This window comes from Inquilinus sp. YAF38 (assembly GCF_052113205.1).
Classification (GTDB): domain Bacteria; phylum Pseudomonadota; class Alphaproteobacteria; order DSM-16000; family Inquilinaceae; genus Inquilinus.
Genome location: NZ_JBFRCU010000089.1, coordinates 1 through 15,102, shown reverse-complemented (window position 1 = coordinate 15,102; position 15,102 = coordinate 1). Strand labels below are relative to the sequence as shown.

The 15,102-nt window shown below is 68.1% G+C and carries 14 protein-coding genes; 4 read left to right on the top strand and 10 right to left on the bottom strand.

Annotated features, from left to right (window positions below; translation table 11 throughout):
* The first annotated feature begins 80 nt into the window (after positions 1 to 80).
* Positions 81 to 479 (top strand): winged helix-turn-helix transcriptional regulator, encoded by a 399-nt coding sequence (locus AB4Z01_RS29085; protein ID WP_441699593.1) that lies wholly within the window; start codon positions 81 to 83, stop codon positions 477 to 479.
* A gap of 21 nt (positions 480 to 500) precedes the next feature.
* On the opposite strand, the gene AB4Z01_RS29080 is transcribed toward AB4Z01_RS29085, so the two are convergent.
* The 3 genes from AB4Z01_RS29080 to AB4Z01_RS29070 form a co-directional block, all read right to left on the bottom strand.
* Positions 501 to 2,618 (bottom strand): M10 family metallopeptidase, encoded by a 2,118-nt coding sequence (locus tag AB4Z01_RS29080; RefSeq protein WP_441699592.1) that lies wholly within the window; start codon positions 2,616 to 2,618, stop codon positions 501 to 503.
* A gap of 167 nt (positions 2,619 to 2,785) precedes the next feature.
* Positions 2,786 to 3,508: an acetoacetyl-CoA reductase gene (phbB, locus tag AB4Z01_RS29075; protein WP_441699591.1), complete on the bottom strand. Its 723-nt coding sequence runs from the start codon at positions 3,506 to 3,508 to the stop codon at positions 2,786 to 2,788.
* 96 nt (positions 3,509 to 3,604) lie between these two features.
* Entirely contained in the window at positions 3,605 to 4,777 is a 1,173-nt protein-coding gene (locus tag AB4Z01_RS29070) for an acetyl-CoA C-acetyltransferase (RefSeq protein WP_441699590.1), read from the bottom strand.
* Positions 4,778 to 4,908: 131 nt separating this feature from the next.
* Between AB4Z01_RS29070 and AB4Z01_RS29065 the strand changes: the two genes are divergently transcribed.
* A complete protein-coding gene (locus tag AB4Z01_RS29065; RefSeq protein ID WP_441699588.1) occupies positions 4,909 to 5,814 on the top strand; it encodes a 2-keto-4-pentenoate hydratase in 906 nt (301 codons plus the stop codon).
* Here AB4Z01_RS29065 and AB4Z01_RS29060 read toward each other — a convergent pair.
* Positions 5,702 to 6,949: an alpha/beta fold hydrolase gene (locus AB4Z01_RS29060; protein WP_441699586.1), complete on the bottom strand. Its 1,248-nt coding sequence runs from the start codon at positions 6,947 to 6,949 to the stop codon at positions 5,702 to 5,704. The two genes, AB4Z01_RS29065 and AB4Z01_RS29060, sit on opposite strands and share 113 nt — an antisense overlap.
* Positions 6,837 to 7,214: a hypothetical protein gene (locus tag AB4Z01_RS29055; RefSeq protein WP_441699584.1), complete on the bottom strand. Its 378-nt coding sequence runs from the start codon at positions 7,212 to 7,214 to the stop codon at positions 6,837 to 6,839. Before AB4Z01_RS29055 ends, AB4Z01_RS29060 begins: the two co-directional genes overlap by 113 nt.
* A gap of 158 nt (positions 7,215 to 7,372) precedes the next feature.
* Here AB4Z01_RS29055 and phaR point away from each other — a divergent pair, with 158 nt between their 5' ends.
* Positions 7,373 to 8,017 carry a polyhydroxyalkanoate synthesis repressor PhaR gene (phaR, locus tag AB4Z01_RS29050; RefSeq protein WP_441699583.1) on the top strand — a complete coding sequence of 215 codons (645 nt, stop codon included), beginning with the start codon at positions 7,373 to 7,375 and terminating at the stop codon, positions 8,015 to 8,017.
* A gap of 107 nt (positions 8,018 to 8,124) precedes the next feature.
* On the opposite strand, the gene AB4Z01_RS29045 is transcribed toward phaR, so the two are convergent.
* The 3 genes from AB4Z01_RS29045 to glgX form a co-directional block, all read right to left on the bottom strand.
* Positions 8,125 to 8,385 carry a hypothetical protein gene (locus AB4Z01_RS29045; RefSeq protein WP_441699582.1) on the bottom strand — a complete coding sequence of 87 codons (261 nt, stop codon included), beginning with the start codon at positions 8,383 to 8,385 and terminating at the stop codon, positions 8,125 to 8,127.
* Positions 8,386 to 8,471: 86 nt separating this feature from the next.
* Positions 8,472 to 8,948: a bacterioferritin gene (gene bfr, locus AB4Z01_RS29040; protein ID WP_441699580.1), complete on the bottom strand. Its 477-nt coding sequence runs from the start codon at positions 8,946 to 8,948 to the stop codon at positions 8,472 to 8,474.
* A 100-nt stretch (positions 8,949 to 9,048) separates the two neighbouring features.
* Positions 9,049 to 11,145: a glycogen debranching protein GlgX gene (gene glgX / locus AB4Z01_RS29035; protein ID WP_441699578.1), complete on the bottom strand. Its 2,097-nt coding sequence runs from the start codon at positions 11,143 to 11,145 to the stop codon at positions 9,049 to 9,051.
* Between the two features lie 152 nt (positions 11,146 to 11,297).
* Here glgX and AB4Z01_RS29030 point away from each other — a divergent pair, with 152 nt between their 5' ends.
* Positions 11,298 to 11,978 carry a hypothetical protein gene (locus AB4Z01_RS29030; protein WP_441699577.1) on the top strand — a complete coding sequence of 227 codons (681 nt, stop codon included), beginning with the start codon at positions 11,298 to 11,300 and terminating at the stop codon, positions 11,976 to 11,978.
* A gap of 342 nt (positions 11,979 to 12,320) precedes the next feature.
* On the opposite strand, the gene AB4Z01_RS29025 is transcribed toward AB4Z01_RS29030, so the two are convergent.
* Complete coding sequence (locus AB4Z01_RS29025) at positions 12,321 to 12,764, bottom strand: DUF4279 domain-containing protein (protein ID WP_441699575.1); 444 nt, start codon at positions 12,762 to 12,764, stop codon at positions 12,321 to 12,323.
* Positions 12,765 to 12,808: 44 nt separating this feature from the next.
* Positions 12,809 to 15,052, bottom strand: a complete 2,244-nt coding sequence (gene glgB, locus AB4Z01_RS29020; protein ID WP_441699573.1) for a 1,4-alpha-glucan branching protein GlgB — start codon at positions 15,050 to 15,052, stop codon at positions 12,809 to 12,811.
* Between the last annotated feature and the right edge of the window lie 50 nt (positions 15,053 to 15,102).

Genomic DNA, 15,102 nt, shown 5'->3' with positions numbered 1-15,102 from the left:
ATGTTGCCGCTTGCAGGCGCCCGTGCAAGAAGGCAACATTTCTTGCCATAGGATACTCTTTTGCACCTATGGAGACGAGAATGCCCCCACGAGATCAGGCCCGGCGATCCTATGGCTGTGCGGTGGAGGTCACGCTCGCCGTGATGGGCGGCAAGTGGAAGCCGGTGATCCTGTACCAGCTCCTGGACGGGCCGCGGCGCTTCGGCGAGCTGCGGAAGCATTTCGGCGGCGTGTCGCAGCGTTCGCTGACGCTGCAACTGCGCGAGCTGGAGGCGGACGGCATCGTGCACCGACAGGTCTTCGCCGAGGTGCCGCCGCGGGTGGAATACTCGCTGACCGAATATGGCTGCACCCTGGCCCCGGTGCTCGATGCCATGAAGGCCTGGGGCCAAAGCTTCCGGGAGCGGGTCGAGGGAACGGCCGTGGCTGGAACGGCGGCGGTGACGGCGGTCAGGTCCCCGGCCGAAGCCGTGGCCTGACGGAGCTCGCGTGGGGCCTCCTCAGCCCCAGATGCTGTCGGTAACAACGACGCGGCCCTCGTAAAGCCCGTAGCGCAGGTAGTGTTCGAGGGGATCGACGCCGGCGGCGGCGACGTCCGGATTGGCAGCCAGATAAGCCTTGGTATCGAAGGCCGCCGATGGATCCCGCCCTTCCTTCCATCCGTAGAGATGGTAGTGCTCGAGCGGATTGATCTTCATTGCCGCAATATCCGGATTGTGCGCGAGGTAGCCCTCAGTGTCGAAAAACGCATTGGGGTCGCGGCCTTCGCGCCAGCCGTTCAGCGCATAATGCGCGTCCGCGTCGACCCGTGCCGCCCAGGCATCGGGGTTCCGGCTGTAGTAGAACAGGTCGTCGACCTCGTAATTGGCGTCGCGCTGGTCGATCAGCCCGTCCCGGAATTTGTACTGCTCCAGACCGGCGCCATCGTGCGTCCCGGTCGAATCCCGAAGGGTCACGTCCGATCCGGTGAAGGTGATGGTGACCGCGCGGAGATTGCTGGCGCTGGCGAACACCTTGTAGCTGCGCCCTTCATACGCCCCTGCGCTGAGATAGTGCTCGAGGGGATCGATCCGGGCCGCCGCGACATCGGTGTTGATGGCGAGATAGGCGCTGCTGTCGAACTGGGCCGAGGGATCGCGGCCTTCCTTCCAGCCATAGAGATGGTAGTGCTCGAGCGGATTGATCTTCGCCGCCGCGACATCCGGGTTGCGCGCCAGGTAATAGTTCGTGTCGAACAGCGCGTTGGGGTTCCGGCCGTTCTTCCAACCGAACTGGGCGTAGTGGACCTCCGGGTCCATATGGGCGTTCCAGACGTCGTGATTCGAGGTGTAGTAGAACAGGTCGTCGACTTCGACCTTGCCGTCGGCCTGGGCGACGGTCCCGTCATCAAACCTGTATTGCTCGATATCGACCAGGGTGTCGTGGCCCTCTGGGCCATGAAGGATGGGATTGCCTCGGCTGGTGGATACGGTGGTTTGCGTCAGCCGAGCATGTGTCACCGCCGTGTCGATGCCGGCGCCACCGACCAGGACGTCGTTTCCGGTCCTGCCGTCGAGGGTGTCGTTTCCAGCCCCGCCGGAGAGCTGATTGCTCGCCTGATTGCCAACGATCGTATCGTTGCCGCCGCCGCCGCGGGCATTCTCGATCAGGGATCGCGGATCGTTGTCGTAGAGCAGCGCGTTGTAGACATTGCCCTTGGCATGATGATTGTTCCCCAGATCGGCGATCTGCGACGAGGAGAGCTTCGAATRTCCCCCGGGCCGTAGGTCCACGGTCAAGTCGGTTGCATAGTTCGAAAAATCGTAGGTGTCGTTGCCGCCGCCGTCCCAGATCGTCCGGAAGATGCGGTTGGCGCCCGGCGTGCCCTGACTGTGGCCGTCGATGAACATCGCGCCGGTGGTCGCAGAGAAGGTATAGGTGTTGTTGCCGGCGTTGTTGACGTAGTCCGCACCATACAGCTTCTGCAGCGCGGCGATGTCGTACATCATGTAAGTCTGAGCGAAGCTATGGTCTTCGTTGTAGACGTAGTCGGTCGGAGCGCCGACATAGCTCCGATACGTCATCACGGAATATTCCATTGCGTCGTATGCGTATTGCATCGCGACGTTCGCGACCCCGCCAGCCTCGTTCCCGTGCTTCAGGCCGAGGGCATGCCCGACCTCGTGCAGCATGCCGTACCAGCCATAGTTGCCCCGGACCGGCGCGTCATTGTCCGTGCCGGAGAACCAGATGTCTCCGGCCTTGGAGTAGCTGCTTGGGGTATAGGCGTAGGCCGTCGGAGCCGCGTCCGACGAATGGGCGAGGCGGATGTTGGCCGTCCGGGCGCTGCCCTCGGAAATCCGCAGATTGGTGAAGCTCATGATCTGGGTAAAAACATTGCCCGCCGCCGCGATCATCGGCCCGGTCAAAGGCCGGAAACCGTGCATGGCTTCAGTGTATCCCGACCCGTACAAGCTCGCCGTACCGGGATAAGCTACGGTGATCGAGTCGCCGGACCATTTGTAGCCATCCAGCAGCCCGTCGATATTCCGGTTTCCGGTCGAGCCGGCCCATACAACCCTTCCGGAGCCGGCGCCGGCGCTCGGGAGGCCAAGCGCGCTATCGGTTATCAGCGACATAAAATCCCCTCCACCGTATCCACTTCAATATGGCGATCGCAATTTTTCAGAATACTATCCTAAAGGTAAATCAAATATCCAGGGTCGAAATCGGGACGCACCGGGACGGAAGTGGCGTCGGACCGCGCCGGACCGGCACAAGGTGCCGGCGCGGTCCGGGAGCGGCCTCAATACATGTGCTGGCCGCCGTTGATCGACAGGGTCGAGCCGGTGATAAAGCCGCCCTCGTCGTCGACCAGGAACAGCACGCCGCGGGCGATCTCCGACGCCTTGCCCAGGCGGCCGACCGGCACCTTGGCGACGATCTTCTCCAGCACGTTCGGCGGCACGGCGCGGACCATGTCGGTGTCGATATAGCCCGGCGCGATGGCGTTGACGGTGATGCCCTTGCCGGCGCCTTCCTGCGCCAGCGCCTTGGTGAAGCCGTGGATGCCGGACTTCGCCGCGGCGTAGTTCACCTGGCCGTACTGCCCGGCCTGGCCGTTGATCGAGCCGATGTTGACGATCCGGCCGAAGCTGCGGGCGCGCATGCCGTCGATGACGCAGCGGCACATGTTGAAGCAGGAGCCGAGATTGGTGTCGATCACGGCGTCCCAGGCGTGCCGGTCCATCTTGTGGATGGTGCCGTCGCGGGTGATGCCGGCGTTGTTGACCAGCACCTCGACCGGCCCGAGCTCGGCTTCGATCTTGGCGATCGCGGCCTGGCATTGCTCGAAATCGGCGACGTCGAACTTGTAGACGCTGATGCCGTGCCGCTCGCTGAAGGCCCGGGCGGCCTCGTCGTTGCCGGCATAGGTCGCGGCGACCTTGTAGCCCTTTTCCTTCAGGGCCAGCGAGATCGCCTCGCCAATCCCTCTCGTCCCGCCGGTCACAACGGCTACACGTCCCATAGCGTCCTCCCTGGGTTGGTCGTCATGGGCCGCCGGCCGCGACGAGAGATCGGCGGGCGGCCCGGGAAACAGCGCCTCGATTGCGAGGCGCCGGTCTCAGCGTTCGACGCAGAGGGCGATGCCCATGCCGCCGCCGATGCACAGGGTGGCGAGGCCCTTCTTGGCGTCCCGCCGGCCCATTTCGTACAGCAGGGTGGTCAGGATGCGGGCGCCCGATGCGCCGATCGGATGGCCGATGGCGATGGCGCCGCCATTGACGTTCACCCGGGCCGGGTCCCAGCCCATGTCCTTGTTCACGGCGCAGGCTTGGGCAGCGAAGGCCTCGTTGGCCTCGACCAGGTCCAGCTGCTCGGCGGTCCAGCCGGCCTTCTTCAGCGCCGCGCGGCTGGCCGGGATCGGGCCCGAGCCCATCACCGCCGGGTCGACGCCGGCCGTGGCCCACGACGCGATGCGGGCGAGCGGGGTGATGCCCCGACGCGCGGCCTCCTCCTCGCTCATCAGCACCAGCGCCGCGGCGCCGTCATTGAGTCCGGAGGCGTTGCCGGCGGTGACCGTGCCTTCCTTGTCGAAGGCCGGGCGCAGCTTGGCCAGAACCTCGATCGTGGTGTCCGGCTTCAGATACTCGTCGGCGTCGATCACGACATCGCCCTTGCGGCCCTTGACCGTGACCGGCGCGATCTCGTCCTTGAACCGGCCCTCGCGCTGCGCCGCGCCCGCCTTCTGCTGCGACGCCAGGGCGAAGCGGTCCTGCTCCTCGCGGGTGATCTGCCACTGCCGGGCGACATTCTCCGCCGTGTTGCCCATGTGGTAGCCGTTGAAGGCGTCCCACAGCCCGTCGCGGATCATGGTGTCGACCATCTTGGCGTCGCCCATCTTGGTGCCGCTGCGCAGATGCAGCGCATGCGGCGCCAGCGACATGCTCTCCTGCCCGCCGGCGACGACGATGCGGGCATCGCCCAGGGCGATCGCCTGGCCGCCGAGCGCCACGGTGCGCAAGCCGGAGCCGCAAACCTGGTTGATGCCGTAGGCGGTGGCCGATTTCGGGATGCCGGCGCCGATCGCGGCCTGGCGCGCCGCGTTCTGGCCGGTCGCGGCGGTCAGAACCTGGCCCAGCACCACCTCGTCGACCTCGGCGGCCTCGACCCCGGCCCGGCCCAGCGCCGCGGTGATCGCGGCGATGCCCAGCTCATGCGCCGGCACGGCGGCGAAGGCCCCGGCGAAGGCCCCGACCGGCGTGCGCGCGGCTGCGGCGATGACGACATTGGTCATAGGGGCGGTTTCCCTTTGCTGTCCGGCGCGGTCGGGCCGCACCGGTCGAATTGCGCTAGACTGACGATAGCCACTGCCGTTCCGCCCGCGCAACCACGACGGGCGGATCGGGTCGAAAGGGAGGGGAATCGATGCGCAAGGCGTTGCTGCGGGCCACAGTGCTGGCCGCGCTGGTGGGAACGATGCCAGCGATGGCGGCCGAGGACTGCGCCGCGATCGCCGCGCGGGCAGCCGCGGCCTGGCGGGCGACGACGACGGTGTCCGGCCTGGCCGGGATCGACGCCGTCACCGCCGCCTGCGTCCAGAAGACGCTGGTCCAGGACCTCGCCCCCGACCTGGGGCCGCCGGTCGGCTACAAGGTCGGGCTGACCGGCAGGGCGATGCAGGAGCGGCTGGGCGTCAGCCATCCGGTGTCGGGCGTGTTGCTAGCCGGCATGTTGCGCAAACCCGGATGGACAATTTACCCGAAGACTTCGCCGGGGGCCTATCTGGAGGGCACCAATGGTCCGATCCCCGCGAATTATGCGGCCCGGCCGCTGATCGAGGCCGATCTGATCGCCGTGATCGGCGACGCGGGCGTCAACCAAGCCAAGACGCCGGCAGAGGTGTTGGCGCATCTCTCGGCACTCAGGCCGTTCATCGAACTGGCTGACCTTGCCCTGGCGCCGGATGAGAAACCGACCGCCGCCTCGATCACCGCGATCAACGTCGGCGCCAGGCTCGGCGTGCTGGGCGAGCCGATCGCGATCGAGCCCGGCTTCGCCGAGCGGCTGGCGACGATGAAAGTCTCGCTGACCAACGGCACCGGCAAGGTGCTGGCCGAGGCGCCGGGGGCCGCCATCCTCGGCCATCCGCTCAACGCGGTGATCTGGCTGGCGCAGGATCTCGCGGCACGGGGTGAGGCGCTGCAGCCGGGCCAGTTGGTCAGCCTCGGCTCCTTCGGCCCGCCGGTGCAGCCGGTGCCGGGCGGGACCGTGACGGCGCGCTATGACGGGCTTTCGGCCGCGCCGGTGTCGCTGTCGGTCGACTTCCGATAGCGGCGGCCAGCCATTCCGCCAACGGCCGCCACACCTGCGCCTCGGCGCCGCCCGCCACCACCATGCCCATATGGCCGAGCGTCGGCTCGATCCGTTCGGCGCCGGGCATGCGCTCGGCCAAGGTGCGGGCACTGGCCGGCGGCACGATGCGGTCGCGGGCCGGGATCAGGTGCAGGCTGGGCCGGCGGATCGCCTCCGGCCGCACCGGTTCACCGTCGATCCGCCACTGCCCACGGCCGGGTGTGTTCTCGCCGTACCAGCCGGCCAGGCATTCCAGCGCCACCGGCCCCGGCAGCGGGATGCCGTCGTTCAGCCAGTCCTCCAGGGCCACGAAGCGTGCCGCCTCCGGAGACTCCGGGCGGAGCCGGCCGAAGGCGCTGAACTTGCGCAGGGCGGTCAGCGGATCGAGCGTGGTGAACAGTGCCTGGATGCCGTCGACCGGCAGCACGCCGAGTGAGGCGATGACGGCCAGGCTGGCCGCCGCCGCCATCCGGCCGATCTCGGCCTGGTGCGGCGCGTCGGCATGGAAGTCCCAGGGCGCGGCCATGAAGGCGATGCCGGCGATGTCGTCCTGCCGCCGCGCCGCCAGTGCCGCCGCCAGCGTGCCGCCCATGCAGTAGCCCAGCAGCCCGACCGGCCCTTTCGCAACCGCGAGAGCGGCATCCAGCGCCGGCTCCAGCCGCCGCAGGATCAGGTCGGTCAGGGTGAAGTCGCGCTCGGTCGCGTCCGGCACRTCCCATTCCAGCAGCAGCGGCCGCAGGCCCTGCGCCGACAGGAAGCGCAGCAGGCTGCGCTCAGCCGTCAGGTCCAGAACATAGGCGCGGTTGACCAGCGACGGCACCACCAGCAGCGGCAACCCGTCGGCAGGACCATAGTCCCGCAGCCGGGCCGACCCGCCCTGCCACAGCACCGGCGGCGCCGGCAGGTCGCGGCGATAGGGGTGGCGGCTGTAGCGCTCCAGGCCGCTCAGGAAGGCGGCGGCGCGCCGGGTCCCTTCCCGCGCCAGGGCCGCGCCTGCGGCGTCAGCCGGCAGGCTTGCGAGGCGTTCGGCGGCGCGGCGCAGCGGCTCCGGCCAGAGCGGTTTCGAGCTTGGCGACGCGCTCCTCGAGAGCGGCAATGCGGCGATCCCGCTCATCAGGCTCGCCGCCGCCGCGGCCAGATGCAGCGGCAGCGGCCGCGGTCCCAAGCGTGCCGTCATTGCCGGCCCTTCCGCCCAGCCCTGCCACGATCCGTGACACATGGCCGGGGTCCAGCAGGGCGGACCAGCCACGCAGCGTCTCGGGATCGGTCAGGGTTGCGGTCCAATGCTCTTGCCAGAGATCGAGGAAGCGGCGGGCCAGGGCGTCCGGGCTGTCGCCGTCGCCGGGTGGCGGGTCGTGGGGCGGGTTCGGCGCGGTCATCGGCGGCGATCATAGTCGGCCCCGCCCGGCCTGCCTATGCCCGGCGCGTGTTGCGATGCGAAAGGATCGTGACATGCCGCCCTGGTCGGACCAGTATAGGCCTCAATTCAGTCGAAGCGGCCGTGAGCCCGCGGCCGGAAGAAGCGATAGGGACCCCCATGCCGACCAGTCAGGCCGCCCCTGGAACCGCCCCGTCGGCCGAGGAGCCGAGGAGCGCTCCCATCACCATCAAGAAATACGCCAACCGCCGCCTCTACAACACGGCGACGTCAAGTTATGTGACGCTCGAGAACCTGGCCCAGATGGTCAAGGAGGGCGTCGAATTTCTGGTCTATGACGCCAAGACGGGCGAGGATATCACCCGCTCGGTGCTGACCCAGATCATCGTCGAGGAAGAGGGCAAGGGCGGCCAGAACATGCTGCCGATCGGCTTTCTGCGGCAGCTGATCAGCCTGTACGGCGACAATCTGCAGTTCATGGTGCCGCGCTACCTCGAATCCTCGATGGAGGCCTTCGCCCGCAACCAGGACCAGATGCGCAGCTACTTCAAGGAAGTCAGCGGCGTGTTCCCGTTCGGCGGCGCACTGGAGGAAATGAGCAAGCAGAACATGGCCCTGTTCGAGCGGGCGATGCAGATGTTCACCCCCTTCGGCCCCCAGGCCGGCAAGCCGGGGCAGCCGTCCCAGCCGGCGGCATCGGCGCCGGCCGCCGCCGCGTCGGAGCAGGGATCGATCGATACGCTGCGCCAGAAGCTCGACGACCTGCAGCGCCAGATCGAGGCGATCAACAAGCCGAAGCGGTGACCGGCTGAACGAAGACGTAGGTTGGGTTCGCATCTGCGAACCCAACAATCGAGCGGAAGGACCCGATGTTGGGTTCGCAAAGAGCGAACCCAACCTACGAAGCTCCGTCAGGGCTTGGTAGCATGCGCAGGGCTGTCAAATTGTAGTGGATCGCCTGTGCGGAAGACGTCTCGGGCGTCTTGGATGTCAACCAAGACACCGACACAGCCACTGATTGCGACCTCCGCGCCCAGGACGATCGCTTGGCCGCGGTTGCTCGTCACCATATCCTGGAGATGGATCCGGCCCGAGAAGTCAGGCTCGAGCATCAACACCGTTCCGCGGCCGGTCAGTGTGAAGATGTCCCTGATCTGGGCTTCGGCGGGCATGGCGCGCTTCGTTAATAATCGGCCCAGCCTACCACGGAAAAAGCCCCGCCGAAGCGGGGCTCTGTCGAAGCGCGAAGAGGTCGGGCTCAGCTCTCTTCGCTGGAGACCATCTGGATGTAGTTCTGCAGGCCCATCTGGCTGATCAGATACTGCTGCGATTCGAGCCAGTCGATGTGCTCCTCGGTGTCGTCCAGGATCTTCAGCAGGATGTCGCGGGAGACGAAGTCGCGCACCGATTCGCAGTGCACCATCGCCTCCTTCACCGTCTTCTGGTTGAAGGTCTCGAGGCCGAGATCCGATTCCAGCATCTCCGGCACGTTCTCGCCGATGCCGAGCTTGCCGAGGTCCTGCAGGTTCGGCAGGCCCTCCAGCATCAGGATGCGTTCGATCAGCAGATCGGCGTGCTTCATCTCGCCGATCGATTCTTCATACACCTTCTTGGCCAGGCGCTTGACGTCCCAGTTCTTGAGCATCCGGGCATGCAGGAAATACTGATTGATCGCGGTCAGCTCGTTCTTCAGCACCGCGTTCAGATGGGTGAGAACCTTCTTGTCGCCCTGCATCGTCGCCTCGGCCGGTGTTCGTCAATGTCGAAGGGTACCTTAGAGTGATTACAGGAATCGGTAAAGTTTTACTTTATGTGATTGAGAGACAGTCGCAGCTTTATTGAAAGTCATTCGCGATCTCTGCCGGCGATGCGGCGCCGAGGGCCAGCAACACCAAGCTTTCCGCCGCCAGCGGATAGGCCGCCGCCTCCAGCCGCGGCACGCTCGGCGTCCGCGCGGTATCGAGCCAGGGATGCCAGGCGCCGAGCGGCGGCAGGGTGAACTCGATCCCCTCCGGCCCGGGGTTGAACAGCAGCAGCAGCGGCGGTGCCGTTGGCTCGCTCAGCAGCACGCCGAGGGTGAAGCCGGCCGGGTCGTCCCAGTCGGCTGGGGCCATGGGCTGGCCGTCCGGCCGCAGCCAGGCGATGTCGGGCAGCTCGTCCTTCCCGCTCGGCGCACCATGCAGGAAATGCGGCTGGCGCAGGGCTGGGTGAATCCGGCGCAGCGCCACGATCCGGGCGACGAAGTCGAGGAAGGCGGGGTCGGCCGCAGCCCAGTCCAGCCAGGTCAACGGCCCGTCCTGGCAATAGGCGTTGTTGTTGCCCTGCTGGCTGTGGCCCAGCTCGTCGCCGCCCAGCAGCATCGGCACGCCCTGGCTGAACAGCAGCGTCGCCAGCAGGTTGCGCCGCCGCCGCAGCCGCCGGGCCAGGATCGCCGGGTCGTCGGTCGGCCCCTCGACGCCGAGATTGTCGGAATGGTTGTCGCCGGTGCCGTCGCGGTTGCCCTCGCCATTGGCCTCGTTGTGCTTCTGCGCATAGGAGGTGAGGTCGGCCAGGGTGAAGCCGTCATGGGCGGTGACGAAGTTGACGCTGGCCCGGGCGCCGCGGCCGTCATGGTCGAACAGGTCGGCGGAGGCGGACAGGCGCCGCGCCAGCTCCGGCCGCGACCCGGCATCGCCGCGCCAGGCGCGGCGGATGCCGTCGCGGTAGTGGTCGTTCCACTCCGACCATCCCGCCGGGAAGCCGCCGACCCGCCAGCCGCCCGGCCCGATATCCCAGGGCTCGGCGATCAGCTTGGCATGCGCCAGCACCGGGTCCTGCGCCACCGCCTGCAGGAAGGGGGCGGCGGGGGCGAAGTCGCACCCCACCCGGGCCAGGGTGGTGGCCAGGTCGAAGCGGAAGCCGTCGACATGCGCCGCCTCGACCCACCAGCGCAGGCTGTCCATCACCATCTGCAGCACCCGCGGATGGCCGAGGTCTAGGGCATTGCCGGTGCCGGTCGGGTTGAACGGCTCACGCCGGTCATGCTGCGTGTGCTGGTAGTAGGACAGATTGTCGATGCCGCGGAAGTTCAGGGTCGGGCCGAAGACGTCGCTTTCCGCCGTGTGGTTGTAGACGACGTCGAGGATCACCTCGATCCCGGCCCGGTGCAGCGCCTTGACCGCGTTGCGCAGCGCCTCCAGCGGCTGCAGCGCACCGGCATAGGCCGGGTGGACGGCGAAGAAAGCGGTGGTGTTATAGCCCCAGTAGTTCTTCAGGCCGCGCTCGACCAGCGCCCGCTCGTCCAGGAAGGCGTGCACCGGCATCAGCTCGACCGCGGTGACGCCGAGCCGGCGCAGGTGGTCGACCATCACCGGATGGGCCAGCCCGCCCAGCGTGCCGCGCAGCGGCTCCGGCACGCCCGGGTGGCGCATGGTCAGGCCGCGCACATGGGCTTCGTAGATCACCGTGTCGGCCCAGGGCGTGCGCGGCGCCTCGTCGCCCTCCCAGTCATGGGCCGGGTCGACCACCACCGATTTCGGCACGAAGGCGGCGCTGTCGCGCGGATCGAAGGACAGGTCGGCAGCCGCGTCGCCGCGGGTATAGCCATGCACCGAATCATCCCAGCGGAAGCCGCCGGCCAAGCCGCGGGCATAGGGGTCCAGCAGCAGCTTGTTCGGGTTGAAGCGGTGGCCGTCCAGCGGCGCGTAGGGACCGTGCACGCGGAAGCCGTAGACCGTGCCGGCCCCGGCGCCGGGCAGGAAGCCGTGCCAGACCTGGTCGGTGCGGGCCGGCAGGTCGCGGCGCGCGACCTCCTGCCGCCCCTCGGCGTCGAACAGGCACAGCTCGACCCGCTCGGCATGGGCGGAGAACAGGGCGAAGTTGACCCCGTCTTCCGTCAGCGTGGCGCCGAGCGGCCAGGGGCGTCCGGCCGGAATCCGATCGGGCAGCGGCATTGCGGGGTTCCTTCGATCCTGTCCCGCGGGCAGGATGGGGCCCGCGGGCGGCGACCGTCCACCGGGCATCGCATTGCCGCGACCACCGACACGTTTTCACCAAGTTTCGCCGCTAGGCGTTGCCCAGCCGACCTGCCGAGAGGACCGACCGCGTGACCACCCTTGCCGATCCCGACCACAGCCCGGCCGCGCCGACCGATCCGCATCCCCTGCCCCCGCGTGACGGGGAAGCGCCGCGAATCGCCGCCGTCGCCGCGATCATCGTCGCCTTCGTCGCTTTGGTGGCGGCGATCTATCTCGGTGTCGAAAGCCGCAGCGCCGGCCAGTCGCGCGACGGGCTGCAGGCCAGGCTGGAGACGGCGGAGCAGGAGCTGGCGACGCTGAAGCGGGCCGGTGCCGACCGTGACGCGCTGAAAGCCGAATCGGAGAAGCTGCAAGGGCTGCTGCAGCAGGGCCGGGCCGCCCTGGCCGAGACCACCCAGCGTCGCGACCAGGCGGCGCAGGAGTCCGACGCGGCCGCAGCGCGGGTCCAGGCGACGCAGGATCAGGCGAAGGCCGCCGAGTCGCAGCTCGCCGCCAAGCAGGGCGAGATCGCCGACGCCGACGGCCGGGTGCAGCAGTTGCGCGCGCAGGAGGCGGCGCAGCGCGACAGCTACGGCAAGCTCAACGCCGATTCCGCGGCGGTGAACGGCCAGCTGGCGCAGGCGACTGAGCAGCTCGGCAAGACCCAGGGCGACCTGGCCACGGCCCGCCAGCAGCTCGCCGACCTGCAGGCCCAGATCGCCCGCACCCAGGAAGAGTTGACGCGCCAGGTCGAAGCGCCGAAGCCGTAAGGGCGGGGCGACAGTTCGGTCCGGACATCGTAGGCCGGGTTCGCGTGTGCGAACCCAGCGTGCGGCCCAGACTTCCGGGGGTGYTATGGCCACGGCCCGCGTGTTCCGGTCCGGCAACGGTCAAGCCATCCAACTGCCGTAGCAGTTCCGGTTCCAGGGGCGGGACATCGAGGTCTTCCGGCGTGGCGACGAGATCGTGCTGCGCGAGAAGCGGCGCGGCATGGCTCGCGCGTTCGAGTTGTTGGCCGAGCTTCCGATCGGCGTCGACGATCGCAACGACTCGCCCGCGCAGGAGAGGGGATCGTAGATCGAGTTCGCGGCCGCAAACCCAGGCGCTTCGACTTATTGGAGTTTCAGCCGGTCGACGACATATCCGTCGATAATCACCGAGATGCTAAATGGAATGTCGAGGGCGACAAACGGCTTGAGCGCATCAGGCGCCACCTCGAAGCCTGCGCCGCCATGATTCGAGCGGCAACCGCAGAAGATGTCGATCCGGGCATGCGCCTTGAGGTCGCGAAGGTAGGCGACATGCGGCGCTATCACCTGCCACAGGGCGTGGAGATGTTCCGAAAGCTCGCATTCCTCCGGTAGGGGCGGCTGGAAATGCCATGCCGCATCTTTCGCTGCGGTTGATCCGGGACGACGGCGATCGCCGCGTTTGCGCCGCATCGTCGGCTGGACACCGAGCGTCCGCGTGATCTCGTCGTGCGGCAGATCATCCGCAACGATGCGCAGGCAAGCCGTGAAGGCCTGGTATATCGGCTCGTCGTCGGATTCCGGCACCTCTGCGCCCCCACCCTGAGGCGTGGGCCCAGGCGCTGATCGCCTCACCCCGCCCATTCGAACAGCACCGTCGCCAGCGGCGGCAGGGTCACCAGCATCGAGCAGGGGCGGCCGTGCCAGGGCGCGGCCTCGGCCTCGACTCCGCCGAAATTGCCGACGCCGGAGCCGCCATAGGCCTGGGCGTCGGTGTTCAGCCGCTCGACCCAGCGGCCGCCATGCGGCACGCCGATGCGGTAGCCCTGGCGCGGCACCGGGGTGAAGTTCGACACCGCCAGCACCGGCCGGTCGCCCTGGTCGCCGCGGCGCAGCCAGACCAGGATCGAATCGGCGCTGTTGCTGGCATCGACCCAGTCGAAGCCCTGCGGCTCGCAGTCATGCACATGCAGCGCCGGCAGCTCACGGTACAGCCGGTTCAGGTCGCCGATCAGCCGCTGCACCCCGGCATGGCGCTCGCCGTCCAGCAGGTGCCAGTCCAGGCTGCGGTCGTGGTTCCATTCGTTGCGCTGGGCGAACTCGCCGCCCATGAACAGCAGCTTCTTGCCCGGATGGGCCCACATGAAGCCGTAATAGGCGCGGAGGTTGGCGAACTTCTGCCAGTCGTCGCCCGGCATCTTGCCCAGCAGCGACCCCTTGCCGTGCACCACCTCGTCATGGCTCAGCGGCAGCACGAAGTTCTCGCTGAAGGCGTAGAGCAGGCCGAAGGTCAGGTCGGAATGGTGCCAGTGGCGGTGCACCGGATCCTTCTGCATGTAGCGCAGGGTGTCGTTCATCCACCCCATGTTCCACTTGTAGCCGAATCCCAGGCCGCCGAGATGGACGGGACGCGACACGGCCGGCCAGGCGGTCGATTCCTCGGCCAGGGTGGTCACGCCCTCGTGCCGGCCGAACACCTCGACATTGGTCTGGCGCAGGAACTCCACCGCGTCCAGGTTCTCACGGCCGCCGAAGCGGTTCGGCACCCACTCCCCAGCCTTGCGGCTGTAGTCGAGATACAGCATCGAGGCCACGGCATCGACCCGCAGCCCGTCGACATGGAAGCGGTCGAGCCAGAACAGCGCGTTGCCGAGCAGGAAGTTGCGCACCTCGGCCCGGCCGTAATTGTAGATCAGCGTGCCCCAATCCTGGTGCATGCCCTGGCGCGGATCGGCATGCTCGTAGAGCGCGGTGCCGTCGAACCGGGCCAGGCCGTGCTCGTCGGTCGGGAAATGCCCGGGCACCCAGTCCAGGATCAGCCCCAGCCCGGCGCGGTGGCAGCGGTCGACAAAGGCGGCGAAATCCTCCGGCGGGCCGAAGCGGCTGGTCGGGGCATAGAGGCCGATCGGCTGATAGCCCCAGGAGCCGTCGAACGGGTATTCGCTGACCGGCAGCAGCTCGATATGGGTGAAGCCGAGGCCGGCGGCGTAGGGGATCAGCTGATCGCCCAGCTCGCGCCAGGACAGCGGCCGGCCACCTTCCTCCGGCACCCGGCGCCAGGAACCGGGATGGACCTCGTAGATGCTGATCGGGGCGTCGCGCCGCTGCGCCGCCGCGCGGCCGGCCACCCATTCGGCGTCGTCCCAGCTGGGCTCGGGCAGGCCGTGCACGATCGAGGCGGTCTTCGGCGGATGCTCGGCTCGAAAGGCGAAGGGATCGGTCTTCAGCGGCAGCAGGTCGCCGTTCGGGCCGCGGATCTCGAACTTGTACGCCGCGCCCGGCCCGACGCCGGGCAGGAAGATCTCCCATACGCCGATGCCGGGATGCAGCCGCATCGGGTGCAGCCGGCCGTCCCAGCCGTTGAACTCGCCGACCACGGCGACGCGGCGGGCGTTCGGTGCCCAGACGGCGAAGACAGTGCCGTCCACCCCGTCCAGGGTCCGCGGATGGGCGCCCAGCCGCCGGTACAGCTCGAGATGGGTGCCCTCGCCGAGCAGGTGCAGGTCGATCTCGCCGAAGCTGGACGGGAAGCGGTAGGGGTCCTCGATCTCCCACACCCCGCCGGCTTGGCCATAATCGATGCGCAGCCGGTAGCGTGGCGGGAAGGAGCGCTCGATGCGGCCGTCGAACATGCCATCCGCATGGCGCCGCTCCAGCCGGGCCAGCGCCGCGCCGCTGTCCGGGTCGATCGCTTCGACCGCCACCGCGTCCGGCCGGAAGCAGCGCAACACGGTACCGCCGCCATCGGGATGAGGGCCGAGCACGCCGAACGGGTCGCGGTGGTCGGACGCGATCAGCGCCGCGATGTCGGCCGGGTCGGTCAGGCCGGCGCGGGCGTCGGTCACGGTCGAAGGGCGGGGATCGGTTCGCGTCATCGGCTTCTCCATCCTCGCGTGATCTTGACCGGTTCCTGCCGGAAACAACA

Bases quoted from the DNA above. Each gene is read 5' to 3' on its own strand.
- AB4Z01_RS29070 (WP_441699590.1), bottom strand. From the start codon at position 4,777: ATGACCAATGTCGTCATCGCCGCAGCCGCGCGCACGCCGGTCGGGGCC.
- AB4Z01_RS29065 (WP_441699588.1), top strand. From the start codon at position 4,909: ATGCGCAAGGCGTTGCTGCGGGCCACAGTGCTGGCCGCGCTGGTGGGA.
- glgB (WP_441699573.1), bottom strand. From the start codon at position 15,052: ATGACGCGAACCGATCCCCGCCCTTCGACCGTGACCGACGCCCGCGCC.
- AB4Z01_RS29085 (WP_441699593.1), top strand. From the start codon at position 81: ATGCCCCCACGAGATCAGGCCCGGCGATCCTATGGCTGTGCGGTGGAG.
- AB4Z01_RS29045 (WP_441699582.1), bottom strand. From the start codon at position 8,385: ATGCCCGCCGAAGCCCAGATCAGGGACATCTTCACACTGACCGGCCGC.
- AB4Z01_RS29055 (WP_441699584.1), bottom strand. From the start codon at position 7,214: ATGACCGCGCCGAACCCGCCCCACGACCCGCCACCCGGCGACGGCGAC.
- bfr (WP_441699580.1), bottom strand. From the start codon at position 8,948: ATGCAGGGCGACAAGAAGGTTCTCACCCATCTGAACGCGGTGCTGAAG.
- glgX (WP_441699578.1), bottom strand. From the start codon at position 11,145: ATGCCGCTGCCCGATCGGATTCCGGCCGGACGCCCCTGGCCGCTCGGC.
- phaR (WP_441699583.1), top strand. From the start codon at position 7,373: ATGCCGACCAGTCAGGCCGCCCCTGGAACCGCCCCGTCGGCCGAGGAG.
- phbB (WP_441699591.1), bottom strand. From the start codon at position 3,508: ATGGGACGTGTAGCCGTTGTGACCGGCGGGACGAGAGGGATTGGCGAG.